A 17,651-nucleotide genomic window follows, 5' to 3' on the forward strand; every position below is an offset into this window, starting at 1 on the left:
ATGATAATCGCTATATTTTTTTCAGTACTATTTTTTCATTTTGCTTGTCAACCACCATTTTAAAAAACTCTTTTAAAGAAACATAATCTTCTTGAGCAATTATGGAAGTATTAATATCTAAAACTGATGCTACTTGAATTTGATTGGCAGTATTGGTAACAGTATAAGAAAAAGTTCCTGCTTTTAAATTCATTGAAAGTGAAATCGGTTTAGGAAGACTCTCTACTTGATAACCATCCGGTATTGTTACAGAAACCATGTATTTATCTCTAAACGGAAAAGAAAAATCAACAGGATACTCTCTGGTTTCTTGTTTGAATGGATTTTCTTTGAAAGCATAGTATAACATTGGAGAAAAATAAATTTTATTGCCAATAATTTCGCTAACATTAGAGCTTTTCAGTGTATATTTTTCGACAACTGGTTCGGTCAAAGTAGTATTACTAACTTCATATTCACTGACTTCCAATCCATTATAATGTTCTTCAATTTTTTCAACTACGGCATCATTTGAAGTGCCTGCAAAATTATCGCGATAGCGTAGTGCGCTATGATTACTGTATTGTGTTCGCACTTTTCCAGAAATAGCACCACTAGCGTCCATACTTGCTAACATATTGGTGGTTTCATAGGATAAATTTTTAGGCAATAAGTCAACCAAATCGGAAGTTCCATCTTTTCGAATTACTCTTCCAAACCAGTTTAAATCTCTTGTTGGTAAAACATTTGGCAATGCTATTTTACTTGTAGCATCCAATAAAACTAAAGTAGCATTAACATTTACAGCTGCAATTACAAAGTTATAAGCCGTGCGACTCGGAAATAGTGCCACTCCATTAGCACGTGTACTAACCAAAACTGGATTAGCGTCTAATTTTGCAAAGCGCAACATGGAAACCAGCATTAAATTTATTTCGGCAGCATTTCCTGTTTTGTCATCGTAAGCTTTTTTTACACCTCCATCGCACAAGTAGCTGTTGTATTTGTCCCAAGTCATTCTGTTTTGAACATACGAAAAGATAGTCGCAATTTTTTCTTCATCAGTTGTCAACCCTTGAAGCAACGTTTTCACATCGTCTTCATAATAGTTTGATTTATTTAATTGCTGACCAAATTCAGGATTTTCATAAATGTATTTGGTCACATCTTCCCAAGTAGTTGAATACGATTTAAAGGTTTGCTGTGGCATTTGCGTTCCTGAATGTTCATGTTCTACAGCCGCCGTATAATTATTGATATTATTTACATACGATTCTTCATTAATTGCAGCGATATCATCCAATTTATAAGTAGTTCGATTTACGAAATAATTGATATTCTGAACGTCGTGTTTGTATCCTCCATAATTCGCTGCTAGAGGTGTTTTTTCATCAATTCGTATCGATTTATTCAATCGGTCTTTTTCTTCAGTTGGAAAAAGAGTTCCTTTTCTATACACATTATAAAAAAAATACTCTGGAATATCGGTAACATAACGCGAATGGTTTACTGGAATAGATTTTTGAAATCTCCAATCTGGAAATCGAGAAATATAAGGTGATCGTATGGTATACTTATATTCTATAATTGAACCTTCTTTAACATTGGGCATTGCCAATTTTTTAGAACTCCAAAACTTATTTTTGACTTCAGAAAATTCGTTTTCTTTTTTAGTTTTTGTTTTTTCAATTTGTCCATTCACTAAATTATAGGTAACACTTTTACTAAAATCAACCGATTCTGGATCAGATCCTGGGCTGTAAAAAGCAACTTCTTGGTTCGCCCATTCATAACCTTCTTTTTTGTATATTTTTATTTTAGTTTCAACTTCAGTTATCAAAGTAAATCCTTCTCCTTGTTTAAATTCGAAAAAAGTATTTCCCTTTTCAAAAAGTACAGCGGCTACTGCCGATGAATCTTTAGGATGTACTTTTTCTTGTAACTCTGCCACCGTCACATTGCCTAATTCCAGCTTTTGAGAAAAGCAATCAATACTACCAAAAGCTAATATTACAAATGCATATAAAGTTCTTTTCATAATAATTTATATTTTGGTTAAAACAATTTTCGAATTGTCAATTTTAGCGATTTGCTCTCTAAATTTTCTATAATTTTCATATTCCAACTTATCATACAATCCTTTGTTTAAGAGCAAGGAGCGTTTGTATAAAAGTTTGTTTGGTGCAAGGGTTACAATCTCCATTTTATAAGTTCCAAACTTATCCTTAACTTCAGCATTTTCAGGTTTAGCATCCAATTTTAAACCATCAGGAATTAGCACTTCTATTTCATCCTCGTCATAAAAACCTCTTGGAATTTCTAACTGATTTTTTCTAGTTCGGTAGCGTTGCGGAATGTTGATACTTTGATTAAATAAGTTAATAGGCAACATCATTATCCCACCGTTATTTTTACCATAACCTACAGCGCTAATTTGCAAATCTTCTGTAAACTCAACCTCATCCTTATTATTATTGAACTTTATTTTATCTAATTTCAAATTGTTAATCCAATAAAAATGTGATTTATAATATTCATCAACATCTTGTTTGGATTTTCTTTCGAATAGGTACACATTGTCATACTGAATACCTCTGGACTTAATTTTTGCAGTTCCAATTACCGAACCTTCAGCATCAAAAGTATAATTCCCTTTAGTAATTTGCGAGCTGATTTTTTCTGAATAATCGTTAGTTTTAACTATTTCTCCTTTCTCGGGTTTTATCAATAAAGCATATCGATTATCTGTAAAATCACCTTGAAAACCAAAGGGTAAAGTCTGACTCGTACATTCTAAAAAAATGAGCTTATCGTTATTTGGAATCGCCAAGATAACGTGATTCCCTTGCATGGCAACAAAATCTTTTTGAAAATCTTTAACGCCACTTGCGCCATAAATTTCGGTGTAATAGGATGGTACTCCAACAGTTTGAAGCAATACGCGTGTATAGTTTGTCAATGCTTTACAATCGCCATAACCTAGGCGATCTACATCTTTGGCTAGCATGGGCTTCCAACCTCCTATTCCCAATTGAATGCTAACATAACGCGTTTTATCTTGTACATATTTGTATACAATTTTAGCTTTTTCTATCGGATTGGTTTCGTTTCCTACAAGTTCTTTGATTTTATTTTGAGATTCTATCGGAAGTTCTTCCGTATCTTTTAACAACGAATTGTAAGTCCAAGCACCATAATCTTCCCAAGTTTTGGCTGTGCCTTCAACACCTTCAAGATAAAACTTTTCCAATCCAAATTTTACCGATGGTAAGATTTTATCTGGCGATGGTGCATAATCTTCGGGCTTTTCGGCTGCAATATTTTCTGCAATAAAAGAAATAATATTGGCTTGTTCTGTTTTAGTTATCGCTTTTTCATCAAAATTAATTTCCTTGTATTTAAATCCTAAACCTGGTGGATAATGAACTGTAATTTCTGATTTCTGAACACTTTCGAAATAATCATCAACAATATTCCAACTAGGAATAAAAGCCGTATTTTGAGTTTTTACTTCACTTTCAAAAGCTACAGTAAACGGATAGGCACTTGGCGTATATTCTAAAAAGAGGTATCGTCCGTCGGTAAGCATCGAAAAACCATCGGCCACACTTTGATCTTTAAAATCACTTTTCTTGATTTTCTTAATTTCTTTACCAAAAGCATTATAAATCGTGGCTTGAATCGAAAGGATTTTTTCTGAATTGCTGTAATATTGTTTCGCATCAATATTATTAATACCCTTAGAATTTAAAACCGTGATTACTTTTGAGGTTTTAACCACCATTTCTTTTTGCGATACAATCGTCACATCCACAATTTGATTCCTGATGATACTGTTGGCATTGTCTTGAAGATTTGCAGGTATAGCAAGTGCTGCGTAATTGCTGTTTTGAGCCTGAGACGAAAAACTAAAGCACAGCAATGTGAACAAGAAAAAGAGAGACTTCATGTTGGTTGGTTTTACCAAAAATAAGAATTTTTCTATAAATAGTGTACTTTACTCTTTATTTTTTGTGTCAATTATTATAGTAACCGGTCCATCGTTTACCAATGCTACTTTCATGTCGGCTCCAAATTGTCCAGTTTGCACTTTTTTTCCCATTTCAAGTTCCATTTGTGCCACAAAATTCTCGTAAAGCGGAATGGCAATTTCAGGTTTTGATGCTTTGATATAGCTTGGACGATTTCCTTTTTTAGTTAATGCATGCAACGTAAATTGACTCACGATTATCATATCGCCGTCGCAATCTTTTACAGATAAATTCATAACGCCGTTTGCATCACCAAAAATGCGAAGATTTGCTATTTTAGAAGTAAGCCAATTGATGTCTTCTTGATTATCAGTATCTTCAATACCTATTAAAACTAACAGTCCGTGTTGAATTTCGGCCACAATTTTAGAATCGATGGTTACAGATGATGATACAACTCTTTGGATTACTGCTTTCATGATAGTGGTGAATTGTGAGTTCTTAATTCTTAATTCTTAATTTCTAATTCTTAATTCACAATTATTTATTTCTAGTTTCATCACTTGCAATTCGATCATCATTGTAAATATCGGTTCGGTAATTATCATCGTCGCCTTCGAGAATTTTTAGATAACTATTATAGCGCGTCCATGAAATTTTATCTTTTTCTAATGCTTCTTTAATAGCACATTTTGGTTCTTCTTTGTGCAAACAATTATTGAATTTACATTGGTCTTTCAATTTGAAAAACTCTGGAAAATAACCGCTTATTTCTTCTTTTTCCATATCAACAATTCCGAAACCTTTGATTCCTGGTGTATCAATAATTTTTGCTCCAAAACTCAAGTCGTACATTTCCGCAAATGTTGTAGTGTGCTGTCCTTGCATACTTTGCTCTGATATAGTTTTGGTTTTTAGATGCAAAGTTGGTTCCATTGCGTTGACTAATGTAGATTTCCCAACGCCCGAATGGCCAGAAAACATAGTGGTTTTGCCAATCATCAATTTTTTTAACTCGTCTATTCCTTTTCCTTCAGTAGAGGAAACTCTCAGGCACTTGTAACCAATTTCTTGATACACGTGTTGCATGTACAGTTGTTCGTCTAAAGTAACATCATCTAAGGTATCAATTTTATTAAAGACCAAAATGGTTTCGATACCATAAGCTTCGGCTGTAACTAAAAATCGATCTATAAAATTAAAGGTTGTAGGCGGATTGTGAACGGTTATCAATAAAAAAACATAATCAAGATTGGATGCTATGATGTGCATTTGATGCGATAAATTCACCGATTTTCGAACTATATAATTTTTACGATCATGAATATTATGAATTACACCAGTCACTGTATCTGACGATTCATCTAATTCATAATCTACAACGTCACCAACTGCAATTGGATTGGTACTTTTAATTCCTTTCATACGGAATTTTCCTTTGATGCGACATTCCATAAAGTCTCCTGCTTCGGATTTTACGGTATACCAACTTCCTGTAGATTTATAAACGATTCCTGTCATGTAGCAAATTTACGATTTTAGATTTTAGATTTTAGATTTTAACAAACAAAAAAAAGGCTGTTTAAACTAATAAACAGCCTTTGTAAGAAATTAATCTCTTAATATCATTCTTCCTATTTTATCTTTAGACTTTCTCGAAGCATAGATTAAATATTCGATTTCTGATTTACGATTAAAAACACCCGGTCTTAAAACCAACTCGTTTTTTATTACTTCTTCTGGATCTTTTCTAGTAATTTTTCCTTTATCGTCAAATACAAATAAGGTTGGTACAGCATTGTTATAATTTCCTAATGATTTGATTTCCTCGATATCGGTAATACCTTTATTCTTTGGATTATCATTAAAAAGAATATTCAACTGACCGTTTCTGTAAATTGGAATAATACTTAAGTATTCTGGACCTTTACCCATAACTCCTAAAGGAATTGACAATCCAAGAGCTACACTAAAACTTCCGCTAGAGCTTCCAGCAAAAAAGTTAAAAGAAGCAACTGTTATTGTCGCACTTTGTTCTTTAGCTACAACATTACTCCATTCCAACGAACCATCCGGACTTAAACAAGTAACGATAACCTCGTTCATAGTATAGGTAATTGGTTGTAATCCAAGCGGACCAATACCTTGTTTTTGTCCAACATAAATCATTTGATATTCTGAAAGCACAATTAATCCGCCATCATTTTTTTCAATAATGGTGTGAATGTTATACAATGGCTTTACATCTTTACCTTTTTTAGCGCGTCGTTCACCTAATAATTTGACTTTGGTTTCATAATCAAATTCATTGAATTTTACATTCTCAATATTGTTGTTAGACAATTTGATAGTTATGTTATAAATACCTTTCAATTCTTTGTTGGCTTTTCCATTCTCGCGAACGCTAGAGTAAAAACCGGTCAATTGCAATGTGTTTTTGCTAGTAGCAAGCATTTTACAATTGATAATTTCTTTATCAATTACATCTACTTTTACTACTTCTTTTTTATAGTTGTTGTCTTTTTTAAACAAATGCAACTCAATTTTTTCAACTTTTTCTTTTTTCTTTTTATCGCGGTAACCTTCGTTTACAACCAAGAAAATATCGTCATTATTATTCAAATCAAAATCTGAAATGGTAAATTGATAATCCTTTTTATTATCATCATACGTTACCTTATCTTCGGTTTCGAAAGCCATTTTAAGCATTTCATCAAAGAACTTGATTTCATACTTCATCGCATCTTCTTTTTCGAATAAGGCCGTATGCATAACTAATAGCATTCGGTTGTCTGGAGAATTTTTCAAATAAAAACCACCTCTGTCCGATTTATTAGCAACTACCGATTCGAAAAGTGTTGTAAAATTTGAACTCAAAACTCCCGATTCGCTAATTGGAATTCCAACCAAGGTAAACGTTTTATCTTTTCTGTAATACACGCTTCCAATTGCATAAAGCTTGTCGCCAAGTAAAACAATTTCTTCAAATTCTAGTTCTTTGTCTTTGATTTCAGGAAAAACAATTGGGTTTAGCGAAACTTGTTTCATCGCTTTAGAATCGAAAATTTTTAAAAAATAATTATCTTTTCCTTTTAATACTAATGTGTAAATTTTGTTATTGGCTTCACCAATAATTTTGACAATTTTACCTTTGTCATCGGTAATTTCTTCGCCATAAGAGACGTCAATCTTGTCAATTTTATTTTGAGCGTTCATCGAAGAAGCGCATAAAATAAAAAAGGCAAAATTTAGGATTAATTTTTTCATTTAAAATAAATTAGGTTGGGTTTTAAAACTTGGTAATAATACAAAAAAACCTACAAAAGAATTGTAGGTTTTAATTTTTATTTTTAAAAATTTATTTTGATACATTTAGTTGTAAAGCAATTAGCTATCCGTTTATAACTTTTTCCTGATGACTGATACTTTCTTGGTGAATTGCTTTGAAAATTCTAAGTATAAATTCTTCGCTCAGTCCTTTCTCTTCGCCGTCCAAGATCATCTTTCCCAGAATTTCATTCCAACGCTTGTTTTGTAAAACCGCTACATTTTTGGCTTTCTTTAAAGCGCCTATTTGCTCGGCTACTTTCATTCTGTTGCCTAAAATCTCTAATAATTTACTATCTGCGATATCAATATTGGCACGAAGTTTAATCATTTCGGTATTGTAATCGTCTTCTTCAGTAGTACGTTTTTTAACTTTTAAATCTTCAAAAATTTGTTTCAAAACCGTTGGCGTAACTTGCTGTGCCGCATCGCTCCATGCATTATCAGGATCGGTATGGGTTTCTATAATTAGCCCATCGTAATTCAAATCCAATGCCTGCTGAGACACTTCCTGAATCATATCGCGACGACCAGTAATGTGTGACGGATCGATAATTAAAGGTAAATCAGGAAAACGACTTTGCAATTCAATGGCAATTTGCCATTCGGGGATGTTTCTGTATTTCGTTTTTTCGTAGGTTGAAAATCCTCTATGAATTACACCAAGTTTTTTTATTCCAGCATTATACAATCGTTCAACACCGCCAATCCATAAAGCCAAATCTGGATTTACAGGATTTTTTACTAATACAATTTTATCTGTTCCAGCCAAAGCATCGGCAATTTCCTGAACTGCAAATGGGTTTACCGTTGTTCTAGCGCCAATCCATAAAACATCAATATCATGTTCCAAAGCCAGTTTTACGTGTGCTGCGTTGGCAACTTCGGTCGCCATTAATAATCCAGTTTCGGTTTTGGCTTTTTGTAACCATTTTAGTCCAATGGCGCCAACACCTTCAAATCCTCCCGGTCGTGTTCTTGGTTTCCAAATTCCGGCGCGAAAAATCGACACGTCAGAATCTTTCAGTTCATGTGCAATTTTCAAAACCTGTTCTTCGGTTTCTGCACTGCAAGGTCCGGCAATTACCAACGGATGACTTAATTTGAAATCATCCAACCATTTTTTATTTTCACTTGTAATTTCCATAGCGTTATATCTTGTGTAAAGTTATTGTTTTTTAAAGAATTCTATTTTCTTAATTTGTAATTTTTAATTTGTAAATCTGGCAATCGCTTCTTGAATTTTTTCTTCGGTAACACAAAGTGAAAACCGAATGTAACCTTCACCATTGCTGCCAAAAATTGTTCCTGGTGTTAAAAATAGATGTTGCTCTATTAGTAATTGATCAATAAATGCTTCCGCAGATGAGATGTCCGCCGGAAGTTTCGCCCAGACAAATAATCCGACGCTATTTTTATCGAAAGTGCAATTGAGTTTTTCTGCTAACTTGAAAATTAAATTTCTGCGTTTGTTATAAATTTCATTTTGACTTTCAAACCATTCTTTTCCTAACTTTAATGCTTCAATTGCACCTTTCTGAATGCCGTAAAACATACCGCTATCCATATTGCTTTTTACTTTTAAAATGGCATCAATCAACGTAGCATTTCCTAAAACCATTCCAACGCGCCAACCTGCCATATTGAAGGTTTTAGACAACGAATTTAATTCTAAAGCAATGTCTTTTGCGCCATCAACTTGCAAAATTGAAATCGGATTGTCGTTTAAAACAAAACTGTACGGATTATCATTTACAATCAAAATTTGATGCTTTTTCCCAAATGCAATCAGTTTTTCAAATACTTCCAAATTTCCGTTGGCTCCAGTTGGCATGTGCGGATAGGAAACCCACATTAATTTCACCTTTGACAAATCGGTATTTTCTAATGCATCAAAATCGGGAAACCAATTGGTAGCAGCAGTCAAATTGTAATAAACCGCTTTTGCCTGAACCAATTCGGTTACCGAAGCATAGGTAGGATAACCTGGATTTGGAATTAAAACTTCATCACCTTCGTTTAAAAAAGCAAGCGAAATGTGCATTATGCCTTCTTTTGAACCCATTAACGGAAGCACTTCTGAATTAAAATCCAAAGCAACACCAAATTGGTTTTGATAAAAATCGGCCATTCCTTTTCTAAGTTCGGGCAAACCTTGATAACTTTGATACTCGTGGGCTTTTTCGTCAAATAATGCTTTCTGAATGGCTTCAAGTACCGATGCGTCTGGAGCCAAATCGGGACTTCCAATTCCCATATTGATTATAGGTTTTCCTTCCGAAATTAACTGGCGTACTTCACGGAGCTTTCTAGAAAAATAGTATTCCTCTACTGAATGTAATCGGTTTGCTGTTTGTATCATTATCATAAAATTCAATGTCAATTTCAATTACAAATTTCAATTTTAGAATACTTCGTATTTATTGATTTTTGTTATTGCAATTGTTTTTTGTTATTGTCTTCCGTTTTTGTATTCGCCAAGGACTTTAAAATGCGTTGTCATTAATTCTAAAATCTTTTTAGCTTTTTCGTAATGTTTGTATTTTTCAAAAATTACATCTACAAAAAAAGAATATTGAAAAGGTGTTTCTATGATTGGCATCGACTGGATTTTGGTTAGGTTTAATTTGCAATTGTTCATCACATTCAAAACTGTAGCTAAACTTCCAGCAGTATCGTCCAATTCAAATTTTACTGAAGCTTTGTTTATCTGTTCCTTCGGCAACTCTTTATTTTGGGTTTTTACTACAACAAATCGGGTTTTATTACTTTGCACCGTATGAATTCCGGCGGCAAGAATTTCCAAATCGTATAACTTTGCCGCAATAGGAGCCGCAACAGCACCAATTCCTAGAAGTTGTTGTTCTTGAATTCTGCGAGCGGTTTCGGCAGTATCGCCACTTTCTACCAATTTAATGTGCGGATAGTTGCTAAAAAAAACGGCACATTGCAATAAAGCAATTGGATGCGAATGCACTTCGGTAATATCCTCAATTTTCTGACCTTTTAAAACCATCAAGTTCATGTGAATATCTAGATAATGTTCGCCTATTATGTGAAGATTATTTCGGTCAATCAATGCATAATTCGGAATTATTGAACCCGCAATTGAATTCTCCAAAGCCATAACGCCTTTATCGGATTTATTTTCTACCAGCGATTTTACCAATTCGTCAAACGACATGCATTCGTCCAAATCGTTTTCACGCTCAAAATATTCCTGCGCTACTTGATGGTGAAACGAGCCTTTGATTCCTTGAATGGCTATTTTTATATTTTCGGTATCCATAATTTATATCAAAAAAAAAATCCCGATTTGCATCGGGATTGTATCTTTTAGTTAGTGAATTTAATTTCTGACAAACAACTATATGACAATCCCTTTCTGTTTCCAGAAAAAATAAAATGAATTGTTATAATAAGTTGCAGTGTGAACCATTTTGTGTTTTTGTATTCGGCTAATTTAGAAAATATAATGTAACAATTATAAAATTAAGTAAAAATATTTACGCTAACGTTTTCGTATTTCTTAGTTTCCTCGTAACTTTTTTACTCGTGTTGGTGTATCTACACCTTTGATGATACTTTCTGAACTAATTGCGATCGACTTGATTACTTGCGTCATATTTTCTAAGTCTAGCGTTGCAACCTCATCAGAAAGTTTATGATAATTGGCTTCTGAATCCATTTTGGAAGTTGAAATAGTATGTGCAGGAACGCCTAATGCTGCCAAACGCGCGTTGTCTGATCTATAAAAAAGTTGTTCTGCCGGATAAGGATCTTCGTAAAAATTGAACGTAGAACCTTTTAAATTTCTTTGCAAAATAAGACCAAAATCAGATTTTTCGAATCCTGTAATGTAACAAGAGTTTTTGCCCCATTTGCTTTCAGTACCAATCATTTCAATGTTGAACATGGCAATAACACTGTCTGGATCGATGCTTTTAGAGAAAAATCCTGATCCAAATCCGCCGACTTCTTCACCTGTAAAAGCTACAAAAATTAGAGTTCGTTCGTTAGCATCTAATTGTTTGAAATAATTGGCTAGCGTAATCACTGCGGTAACTCCCGATGCATCATCGTTAGCACCATTGTACACTTTGTCGGCTCCAGATTCTACCATTCCTAAATGATCGTAATGTGCTGAAAAAATAACGTATTCGTTGGCTTTAGATTTTCCTGGTAAAATACCAATTACATTGTTGGCTGCTTTATTTTTGACTGTAAACTCTTGTCGGTAATTTTTTAAATCGCCGTAAAAAGCCAATCCAACTTTAGCAAATTCTTTTTCGATAAATGCCGAAGCTAAGTCTATACCAGGTGAAAACAAGGCTCTTCCTTGCATTTTATCTGAAGCCAATTCGGTTTCAATTCGAATTACTTCCTCGCTTTGAATGGCGACTTTTTTCTGTGCTTGCGTAAGAAACGTCAAAAACAAAACTACAATGTGATACTTTTTCATTTTTTAAAAATTTGTTGAATTGAAGGATAATAGTGGTAAATATAGAAATCTAATTTTGAATAAAAAAGAAAGTTAATCGGAACAGAAAAATACTAAAGCAATGAAATTTCTGTTTACATTTGCTACAAATACAAAGTTATGTCGATAGAAGTTAAAAATATTTCAAAAAATTATGGCGCTCAAAAGGCGTTGGACAATGTTTCATTTTCTGTTCAAAAAGGTGAAATTGTAGGTTTTCTTGGTCCGAATGGCGCAGGAAAATCAACATTGATGAAAATTTTAACAACCTATATAACTTCTGATTCTGGAGCTGCGATTGTAAATGGACATGATGTAGGTGAGAATCAAAAAGCGGTACAACTTTCGGTGGGTTATTTAGCTGAGCACAATCCGTTGTATTTGGATTTGTATGTTCGAGAATATTTGGCTTTTAATGCCGATGTATATAAAGTTGCTAAATCTAGAATTGAAGAAGTAATTCAACTTACTGGATTATCGCCAGAAAGTCATAAAAAAATTAGTCAGCTTTCTAAAGGCTATCGCCAGCGAGTTGGCTTGGCGTCGGCTTTGTTACACAATCCAGATGTTTTAATTTTGGACGAACCTACTACAGGTTTAGATCCGAATCAGTTGGTAGAAATTCGTGATTTGATTCGGAATATTGGCGTTGATAAAACGGTTTTTTTATCTACACACATTATGCAAGAAGTTGAGGCTATTTGCGACCGCGTGATTATTATAAACGAAGGCAAAATTGTGACCGACAAGAAATTGGATAAAATATTTTCGGAAACTAAAGAACAAGTTATTGAAGTGGAATTTGACTATAAAATTGAGGAAGAAGCGATAAAACGAATTCCGCATTTAAAATCTTGGAAAAATACACACGACATGACTTGGGAATTGACTTTTGAAAGCGACAAAGACATGCGTCCTGCAGTATTTGATTTTGCTCATGACAATGGCTTGAAAACACTTCAATTGAATCAAAAGAATAAAAATCTTGAAGCCGTTTTTAGAGAAATGACTAAAAAATAAGCAATTACTTCTTGTGTTGGCTTAGCACTGATAGTAGTGAAAAGCTTGGCGCAGGAAAATTATACTTTTTCTTGAGCGAAAATTGCGACCAACGGAAGCACATTTTGGCTCGTAGAAAAATAGAATTTTACCAGCCAACTTGAACGGATAGCAGGAATAGCTTCTAATTATAAATAACACGACCTTGGTACAACTCTTGAACGTTGACAATTGGCGGATTATTTTTGAGTATTACATTGCCAGTACTTACCATTTTTCCGGTAATACTTTGAATTGGCCTAACAATCATATCATTGGAACCGCGATGAAAAATCTTGATGTTTTGAGCTGTTAAATTTCCTGCTTCTATGCGCGAATCGCCTTCGTAGCAATTCAGCAAGGCTTCGTTGGTTTGTCCAGAAATATAAAAACGTGCTATGTTGTTGGTCTCGATTACCAATTGCATGTTGTTAATTTGGAGATGAAAATCGTTGGTTCCTGCGCCTGGAATACCGTCAGCATCAGAGTCCAAAGCATACAAACGCAATATTGGATAGGTTAAAACTCCGTTAGAGGAAATATCTTTTTCGGTTTTAGAATAAATTTCGATAAGGTTAGGTGCGGTGATGAAAACTTTGGTTTGACCGTATTTTCGCACCCAGTTGCAGGTGGTATTGTCTTTTATCGACAGTATTGAATCTGATTGTTTTACTTCAATATCGGGCATTAAGTTGTCTCCAGTTTCTACCGTAACACTGTACGTTTCGCCTTCGGTAATAATCAATTCTATTCCAGCATTAACTTTTACAACATTAAAAGGTGTAACGGCCACTTCTTGAGTTATAGTAGTTCCTGAAGCGGTAATGCAATCGGATGGTTTTTCGCATCCAACTATCATAAAAAGGAGAACCAAAAGCAGTAGTGTTTTATTTGACTTCATAATTATAATCTTATGCCTATTACAAATTCCAGGGCTTCTGCTAAAAACAAATGGGTTTTTAAAGAAACTCCAGTAAATACTTTTTTATTGATGTAGTACTTCAATCCCAATCGGTCGTATATAGGGATGTCAAACTTGTACGGTTGATATATGTAATATCCTACTTGAGCTTCGAACGACAGCTTGTTGATAAACAACTCATGACCTATAAATAGTCCAGCTCGTTTATAATCGGTATTTGGATCTAGGTTTTCATTAGGATAAGCAACCGATTGGTATTTGATAAAATCTTTATTGTACTGCGACAAAAACAATTCGGTTCCTAGTTGCAAAGCACTTTTTCTAGAAATACGTTTGTCGACAAAAAATCCAATATGATAAAATGGATGTTGCCCACTATTAACTACTGAACTTTCATTTACACCGCCACGAAATACAATAGTGTACCGAAGTGGTTCGGTGAATTTGACAACGCTTTTGGTAGTATCAAGTTGCTTAATTGGAGCATCTTCAATACTGTAATTAATACCAAGACTGATGTTGTAGGTATTTATACCGCTGTTTGGAGATTTTGTACGACCATTGGAATAATGAGTGAAAAGTAAACCCGTTTCTAATCCAAAATTCCCAAGAAGGTTTGTTTTTTTATAGGCCAAACCCATATTGATATTAGACATGAATTTGGAACCAAATGCGTTATTTTTACTATTTGTTTCTTTGTCGTATGGATTGGTTGTTGCTGCAATTCCGGTTGCAATTTTAAACTGAAGGTTTCGGTGTAAAAAATAAAAATTGTAATGTAAACCGACTGCGTAGTTCTTTCCTAAAATTTGATTTTTAAAATCTTGGTGTAAAAAATAGACGCCATAATCAGGATAATTATATAATTTTTCCCAGTCGTTTTCACCAGTCGTTTTTTTAGAAAAACTAACCATTATTCCTTCGGGATGGCCTGTTATGAGATGATTCAGTTTGTCGGTATGGGCTAAAACATTTCCTCTTAAAAAATTGGCTTCAACATCAAAATGGGTTTCCGGAGTTTGACCAAAAACTGAAAAACATAGCAACACCAATAGACAAAAACTTCTTTTCATTTGGAAATATATGACCGCAAATATAACAGAATATAGTCAACAGCAATTCATTTAAAATGTATAAAAAAAGACTCGTAAAATAAATTAACATTACATTTGAGCACTTACTTTTACAATTATGATTGAATTTAAAAAAGAGTGGCATAAAGATTTTGCCTACATTATCTTGATAATTCTGTTTAACATCTCATTTCCATTAGCTAAGAACTTAAGCATTACAATGAGCTTGACTACAATTCGCTATCTAGCATTGGGCGTTTTTGCTATCTTTTTTTTGGCTATAACAATTTTTACAAAAGTTAAAAACAAAAACACTTTTTTTGAATCCTTTAAAAACGATTGCACTTTTCGTCAAACGGTACTATTTAAAAGTACAGCAATACTAGGAATAGTGTTGATTAGTATATTATATAAAAATTAAAAAGCAACCCTTTAGGCTGCTTTTATTTTAAACTTATTTTTTCAATTCTAATTTTTCGGCAAAATAATCGCAAAAATCGCGCATGGTATCGGCCATTTTCTCGTCTTGAGTAGCACGCTGAAAAGTATCGGCCATTGCCACCAATGTTTGATGAAAAAAGATTTTCATTTCATCTACTGGCATTTCTTTTGTCCATAAATCAATTCGCAATGTTTCTTGCGCTTTGCCATCCCAAATAGAAAGCAACATAGCTTTTGCTTCTTCCAACTGAACTCCGCCATCTTGCGCTGTCCAAGTTAATTTTTCGGGAACTCTATTTTCGTCTAGTTCTACTAGAAATTTTATTTCTGATGTAATTGTGCTCATTATTTTTTGGGTTTGTATTTTGATTTTTCAAATAATTCTTTGGCATCCATTTTTAGTAAATCCTTGATTGCCACTTCTGGATTATTTTCCATAAACGATCGTACAATTTGCCAACCAATCCACTGACCTATTCTACCTGGTGTTTCGTTGTCTATTTCTAAGTAAAATTTTGAAAACGGCGCCACATTAATAAAACGATTTGCCAATTTGGAATCGGAACTAAACAACAGATTTTCGTTTACAAATTGGGTCCAAATGTACTGTTCATTTTCTTGACTGAATTTTATTTGATCCTCAGTATATCCTATTTTTTCAGCATCAGTATAGTCGGGAAGCAAGATATCTTTCAGATACAACTCTTTACCTGCATAAATCATCTGCGACATGAATGTGTTATCTTTTGGCGGAGGAATTACACCAAATGCAAAACTCTGAACCACGTCGGGCAACATTTGTCTTGGTTCAAAATTAGCTTTTTGATAAGCTGGAAACGGCTGATAATATTGACAATCTTTTCCCAAATACAATTCTAATGCAATAAGCAACTTATCATTAGCATATATGGCTTTACTATTGGGATCAACATTGGCTATTAGGGTGTAAACTTGCGGCGTTATTACTTGCGGGAAATAATATTTTATGTGTTTAAAAAGTGCCTCAATCTCGGTTTGTTGCGCACTAAAATCTTTAAACTTTTTTTGCGATTCTTTGTACAAACCACGCCAATCTGGATTTTGCATTTTTTCAATCCAATACGCATCGGGTGTACCTTCGTCAAAGAAAAAAGGATATGCTGTTTTAAGCTTGGGCAAATCGGTTGGTTGGGCTTCAAAAAATGCTTGATCAAAACGAGTTACTTTCATTTCGACAGGAATTTCTTCTACTTCACGTTCGATTTTGGATTTTTTATCGCAAGAAATTATCAGAACGCTTAAAACCAATAACAGTATTTTCTTCATGTGTTTGAATTATTTTTAGCGGAAATCTAGACTATCTTTTTTGAATCATTTTTGTTTTGCATCAATCCAATGTATTATCAATAGCATTGCGAGTTTTTGAAATTATCTTGTTGCATTTTATTAAATAATTACTCGAAATAACACTTATTCCTGTACTTGAAACAAAACTAAAAACTTGACAAACCTTAGTTCAACAACTATTAAAACCTTGAAATTGCTAGATAAACTAGAACGAATTTAATTTTAAATTATTATTTTTGGCAAAGATACATTACGAATTTTTAATTATACCAACTGTTATGAAAAAAACTAGTACAATTGCGGTAGAGAAAGTAAACGATTGGATTGTAGATTGGTTAAAGACGTATGCCAAACAGTCAAAAGTAACTGGTTTTGTTATCGGAATTTCTGGTGGTGTTGATTCGGCAGTAACCTCAACACTTTGTGCGCAAACTGGCTTTCCAACGTTGTGTGTAGAAATGCCTATTCATCAAGCGGAAAATCAGGTTAGTCGTGGTCGCGAACACATCAACCAATTGATGGAGCGCTTTAGTAATGTATCAACAATACAGGCCGATTTAACACCAACATACGAATCGTTCAAAAGTGCAATGCCAACGTACGATGACCAAGCCAAGTACAACCTGTCGTTGGCTAACACACGAGCACGATTGCGCATGACAACTTTATATTATTTTGCCGGAATTCACGGTTATCTAGTAGCTGGAACCGGAAATAAAGTTGAAGATTTCGGCGTAGGTTTTTATACCAAATATGGTGATGGTGGCGTTGATGTAAGCCCAATTGCCGACCTGATGAAAAGTGATGTTTATGCGCTTGGAACGTATTTAAAAATTCCTGACAGCATACTTGAAGCGGCGCCAACAGACGGATTATTTGGCGACAACCGAAGCGATGAAGACCAACTTGGTGCGAGTTACGACGAACTAGAATGGGCAATGCTAGAAAGTGAAAAAGGAAGTACAACAGCACAATTTTCTGGAAGAGAGCATGAAGTTTTCGCCATTTATACCCGCTTAAATAGCATCAACCAACACAAGATGAAGGCTATACCAGTTTGTGAGATTCCAAATAATTTTAGATAAATACTACAA

Annotated in this window: 15 protein-coding genes; 2 read left to right on the forward strand and 13 right to left on the reverse strand. The window is 33.9% G+C overall.

Annotation, left to right across the window (positions count from 1 at the left end; all coding sequences use genetic code 11):
* Positions 1-10: 10 nt before the first annotated feature.
* The 9 genes from ACZ098_RS13005 to ACZ098_RS13045 all read right to left on the reverse strand — a co-directional run bounded on the left by ACZ098_RS13005 (position 11) and on the right by ACZ098_RS13045 (position 11,739).
* Positions 11-2,017 carry a DUF3858 domain-containing protein gene (locus ACZ098_RS13005; protein ID WP_487312187.1) on the reverse strand — a complete coding sequence of 669 codons (2,007 nt, stop codon included), beginning with the start codon at positions 2,015-2,017 and terminating at the stop codon, positions 11-13.
* Between the two features lie 6 nt (positions 2,018-2,023).
* Positions 2,024-3,928, reverse strand: a complete 1,905-nt coding sequence (locus ACZ098_RS13010; RefSeq protein ID WP_487312188.1) for a DUF3858 domain-containing protein — start codon at positions 3,926-3,928, stop codon at positions 2,024-2,026.
* A gap of 48 nt (positions 3,929-3,976) precedes the next feature.
* Positions 3,977-4,429 carry a D-aminoacyl-tRNA deacylase gene (gene dtd, locus ACZ098_RS13015; RefSeq protein WP_487312189.1) on the reverse strand — a complete coding sequence of 151 codons (453 nt, stop codon included), beginning with the start codon at positions 4,427-4,429 and terminating at the stop codon, positions 3,977-3,979.
* Between the two features lie 61 nt (positions 4,430-4,490).
* Positions 4,491-5,471 carry a ribosome small subunit-dependent GTPase A gene (rsgA, locus tag ACZ098_RS13020; protein ID WP_487312190.1) on the reverse strand — a complete coding sequence of 327 codons (981 nt, stop codon included), beginning with the start codon at positions 5,469-5,471 and terminating at the stop codon, positions 4,491-4,493.
* 90 nt (positions 5,472-5,561) lie between these two features.
* Positions 5,562-7,217: a hypothetical protein gene (locus ACZ098_RS13025; RefSeq protein ID WP_487312191.1), complete on the reverse strand. Its 1,656-nt coding sequence runs from the start codon at positions 7,215-7,217 to the stop codon at positions 5,562-5,564.
* Positions 7,218-7,341: 124 nt separating this feature from the next.
* Positions 7,342-8,424: a chorismate mutase gene (locus ACZ098_RS13030; RefSeq protein ID WP_487312192.1), complete on the reverse strand. Its 1,083-nt coding sequence runs from the start codon at positions 8,422-8,424 to the stop codon at positions 7,342-7,344.
* Positions 8,425-8,487: 63 nt separating this feature from the next.
* Positions 8,488-9,639 (reverse strand): pyridoxal phosphate-dependent aminotransferase, encoded by a 1,152-nt coding sequence (locus ACZ098_RS13035; protein ID WP_487312193.1) that lies wholly within the window; start codon positions 9,637-9,639, stop codon positions 8,488-8,490.
* Between the two features lie 90 nt (positions 9,640-9,729).
* Positions 9,730-10,566 (reverse strand): prephenate dehydratase, encoded by an 837-nt coding sequence (locus tag ACZ098_RS13040; RefSeq protein ID WP_487312194.1) that lies wholly within the window; start codon positions 10,564-10,566, stop codon positions 9,730-9,732.
* Between the two features lie 240 nt (positions 10,567-10,806).
* Positions 10,807-11,739: a M28 family peptidase gene (locus tag ACZ098_RS13045; RefSeq protein ID WP_487312195.1), complete on the reverse strand. Its 933-nt coding sequence runs from the start codon at positions 11,737-11,739 to the stop codon at positions 10,807-10,809.
* A 138-nt stretch (positions 11,740-11,877) separates the two neighbouring features.
* On the opposite strand from ACZ098_RS13045, the gene gldA reads away from it, so the two are divergent.
* Complete coding sequence (gldA, locus tag ACZ098_RS13050; RefSeq protein ID WP_487312196.1) at positions 11,878-12,777, forward strand: gliding motility-associated ABC transporter ATP-binding subunit GldA; 900 nt, start codon at positions 11,878-11,880, stop codon at positions 12,775-12,777.
* A gap of 163 nt (positions 12,778-12,940) precedes the next feature.
* Here gldA and ACZ098_RS13055 read toward each other — a convergent pair whose 3' ends face one another.
* From ACZ098_RS13055 to gldB, 4 genes are all read right to left on the reverse strand, one after another.
* Positions 12,941-13,696: a head GIN domain-containing protein gene (locus ACZ098_RS13055; protein WP_487312197.1), complete on the reverse strand. Its 756-nt coding sequence runs from the start codon at positions 13,694-13,696 to the stop codon at positions 12,941-12,943.
* Between the two features lie 2 nt (positions 13,697-13,698).
* Positions 13,699-14,790, reverse strand: a complete 1,092-nt coding sequence (locus ACZ098_RS13060; protein ID WP_487312198.1) for an acyloxyacyl hydrolase — start codon at positions 14,788-14,790, stop codon at positions 13,699-13,701.
* A gap of 454 nt (positions 14,791-15,244) precedes the next feature.
* Positions 15,245-15,577, reverse strand: coding sequence for a gliding motility protein GldC (gene gldC, locus ACZ098_RS13065; protein ID WP_487312199.1), 333 nt, complete (start codon positions 15,575-15,577; stop codon positions 15,245-15,247).
* Entirely contained in the window at positions 15,577-16,536 is a 960-nt protein-coding gene (gldB, locus tag ACZ098_RS13070) for a gliding motility lipoprotein GldB (protein WP_487312200.1), read from the reverse strand. The genes gldC and gldB overlap by 1 nt, the downstream gene beginning before the upstream one ends.
* 299 nt (positions 16,537-16,835) lie before the next feature.
* Here gldB and nadE point away from each other — a divergent pair, with 299 nt between their 5' ends.
* On the forward strand, positions 16,836-17,642 hold the full coding sequence (gene nadE / locus ACZ098_RS13075) for an NAD(+) synthase (protein WP_487312201.1): 807 nt from the start codon (positions 16,836-16,838) through the stop codon (positions 17,640-17,642).
* The last annotated feature ends 9 nt before the right edge of the window (positions 17,643-17,651 follow it).

The organism is Flavobacterium sp. SP2 (assembly GCF_057626655.1).

Excerpts from the sequence above, each read along its gene's own strand:
- ACZ098_RS13005 (WP_487312187.1), bottom strand. The coding sequence starts at position 2,017 with ATGAAAAGAACTTTATATGCATTTGTAATATTAGCTTTTGGTAGTATT.
- ACZ098_RS13010 (WP_487312188.1), bottom strand. The coding sequence starts at position 3,928 with ATGAAGTCTCTCTTTTTCTTGTTCACATTGCTGTGCTTTAGTTTTTCG.
- dtd (WP_487312189.1), bottom strand. The coding sequence starts at position 4,429 with ATGAAAGCAGTAATCCAAAGAGTTGTATCATCATCTGTAACCATCGAT.
- rsgA (WP_487312190.1), bottom strand. The coding sequence starts at position 5,471 with ATGACAGGAATCGTTTATAAATCTACAGGAAGTTGGTATACCGTAAAA.
- ACZ098_RS13025 (WP_487312191.1), bottom strand. The coding sequence starts at position 7,217 with ATGAAAAAATTAATCCTAAATTTTGCCTTTTTTATTTTATGCGCTTCT.
- ACZ098_RS13030 (WP_487312192.1), bottom strand. The coding sequence starts at position 8,424 with ATGGAAATTACAAGTGAAAATAAAAAATGGTTGGATGATTTCAAATTA.
- ACZ098_RS13035 (WP_487312193.1), bottom strand. The coding sequence starts at position 9,639 with ATGATACAAACAGCAAACCGATTACATTCAGTAGAGGAATACTATTTT.
- ACZ098_RS13040 (WP_487312194.1), bottom strand. The coding sequence starts at position 10,566 with ATGGATACCGAAAATATAAAAATAGCCATTCAAGGAATCAAAGGCTCG.
- ACZ098_RS13045 (WP_487312195.1), bottom strand. The coding sequence starts at position 11,739 with ATGAAAAAGTATCACATTGTAGTTTTGTTTTTGACGTTTCTTACGCAA.
- gldA (WP_487312196.1), top strand. The coding sequence starts at position 11,878 with ATGTCGATAGAAGTTAAAAATATTTCAAAAAATTATGGCGCTCAAAAG.
- ACZ098_RS13055 (WP_487312197.1), bottom strand. The coding sequence starts at position 13,696 with ATGAAGTCAAATAAAACACTACTGCTTTTGGTTCTCCTTTTTATGATA.
- ACZ098_RS13060 (WP_487312198.1), bottom strand. The coding sequence starts at position 14,790 with ATGAAAAGAAGTTTTTGTCTATTGGTGTTGCTATGTTTTTCAGTTTTT.
- gldC (WP_487312199.1), bottom strand. The coding sequence starts at position 15,577 with ATGAGCACAATTACATCAGAAATAAAATTTCTAGTAGAACTAGACGAA.
- gldB (WP_487312200.1), bottom strand. The coding sequence starts at position 16,536 with ATGAAGAAAATACTGTTATTGGTTTTAAGCGTTCTGATAATTTCTTGC.
- nadE (WP_487312201.1), top strand. The coding sequence starts at position 16,836 with ATGAAAAAAACTAGTACAATTGCGGTAGAGAAAGTAAACGATTGGATT.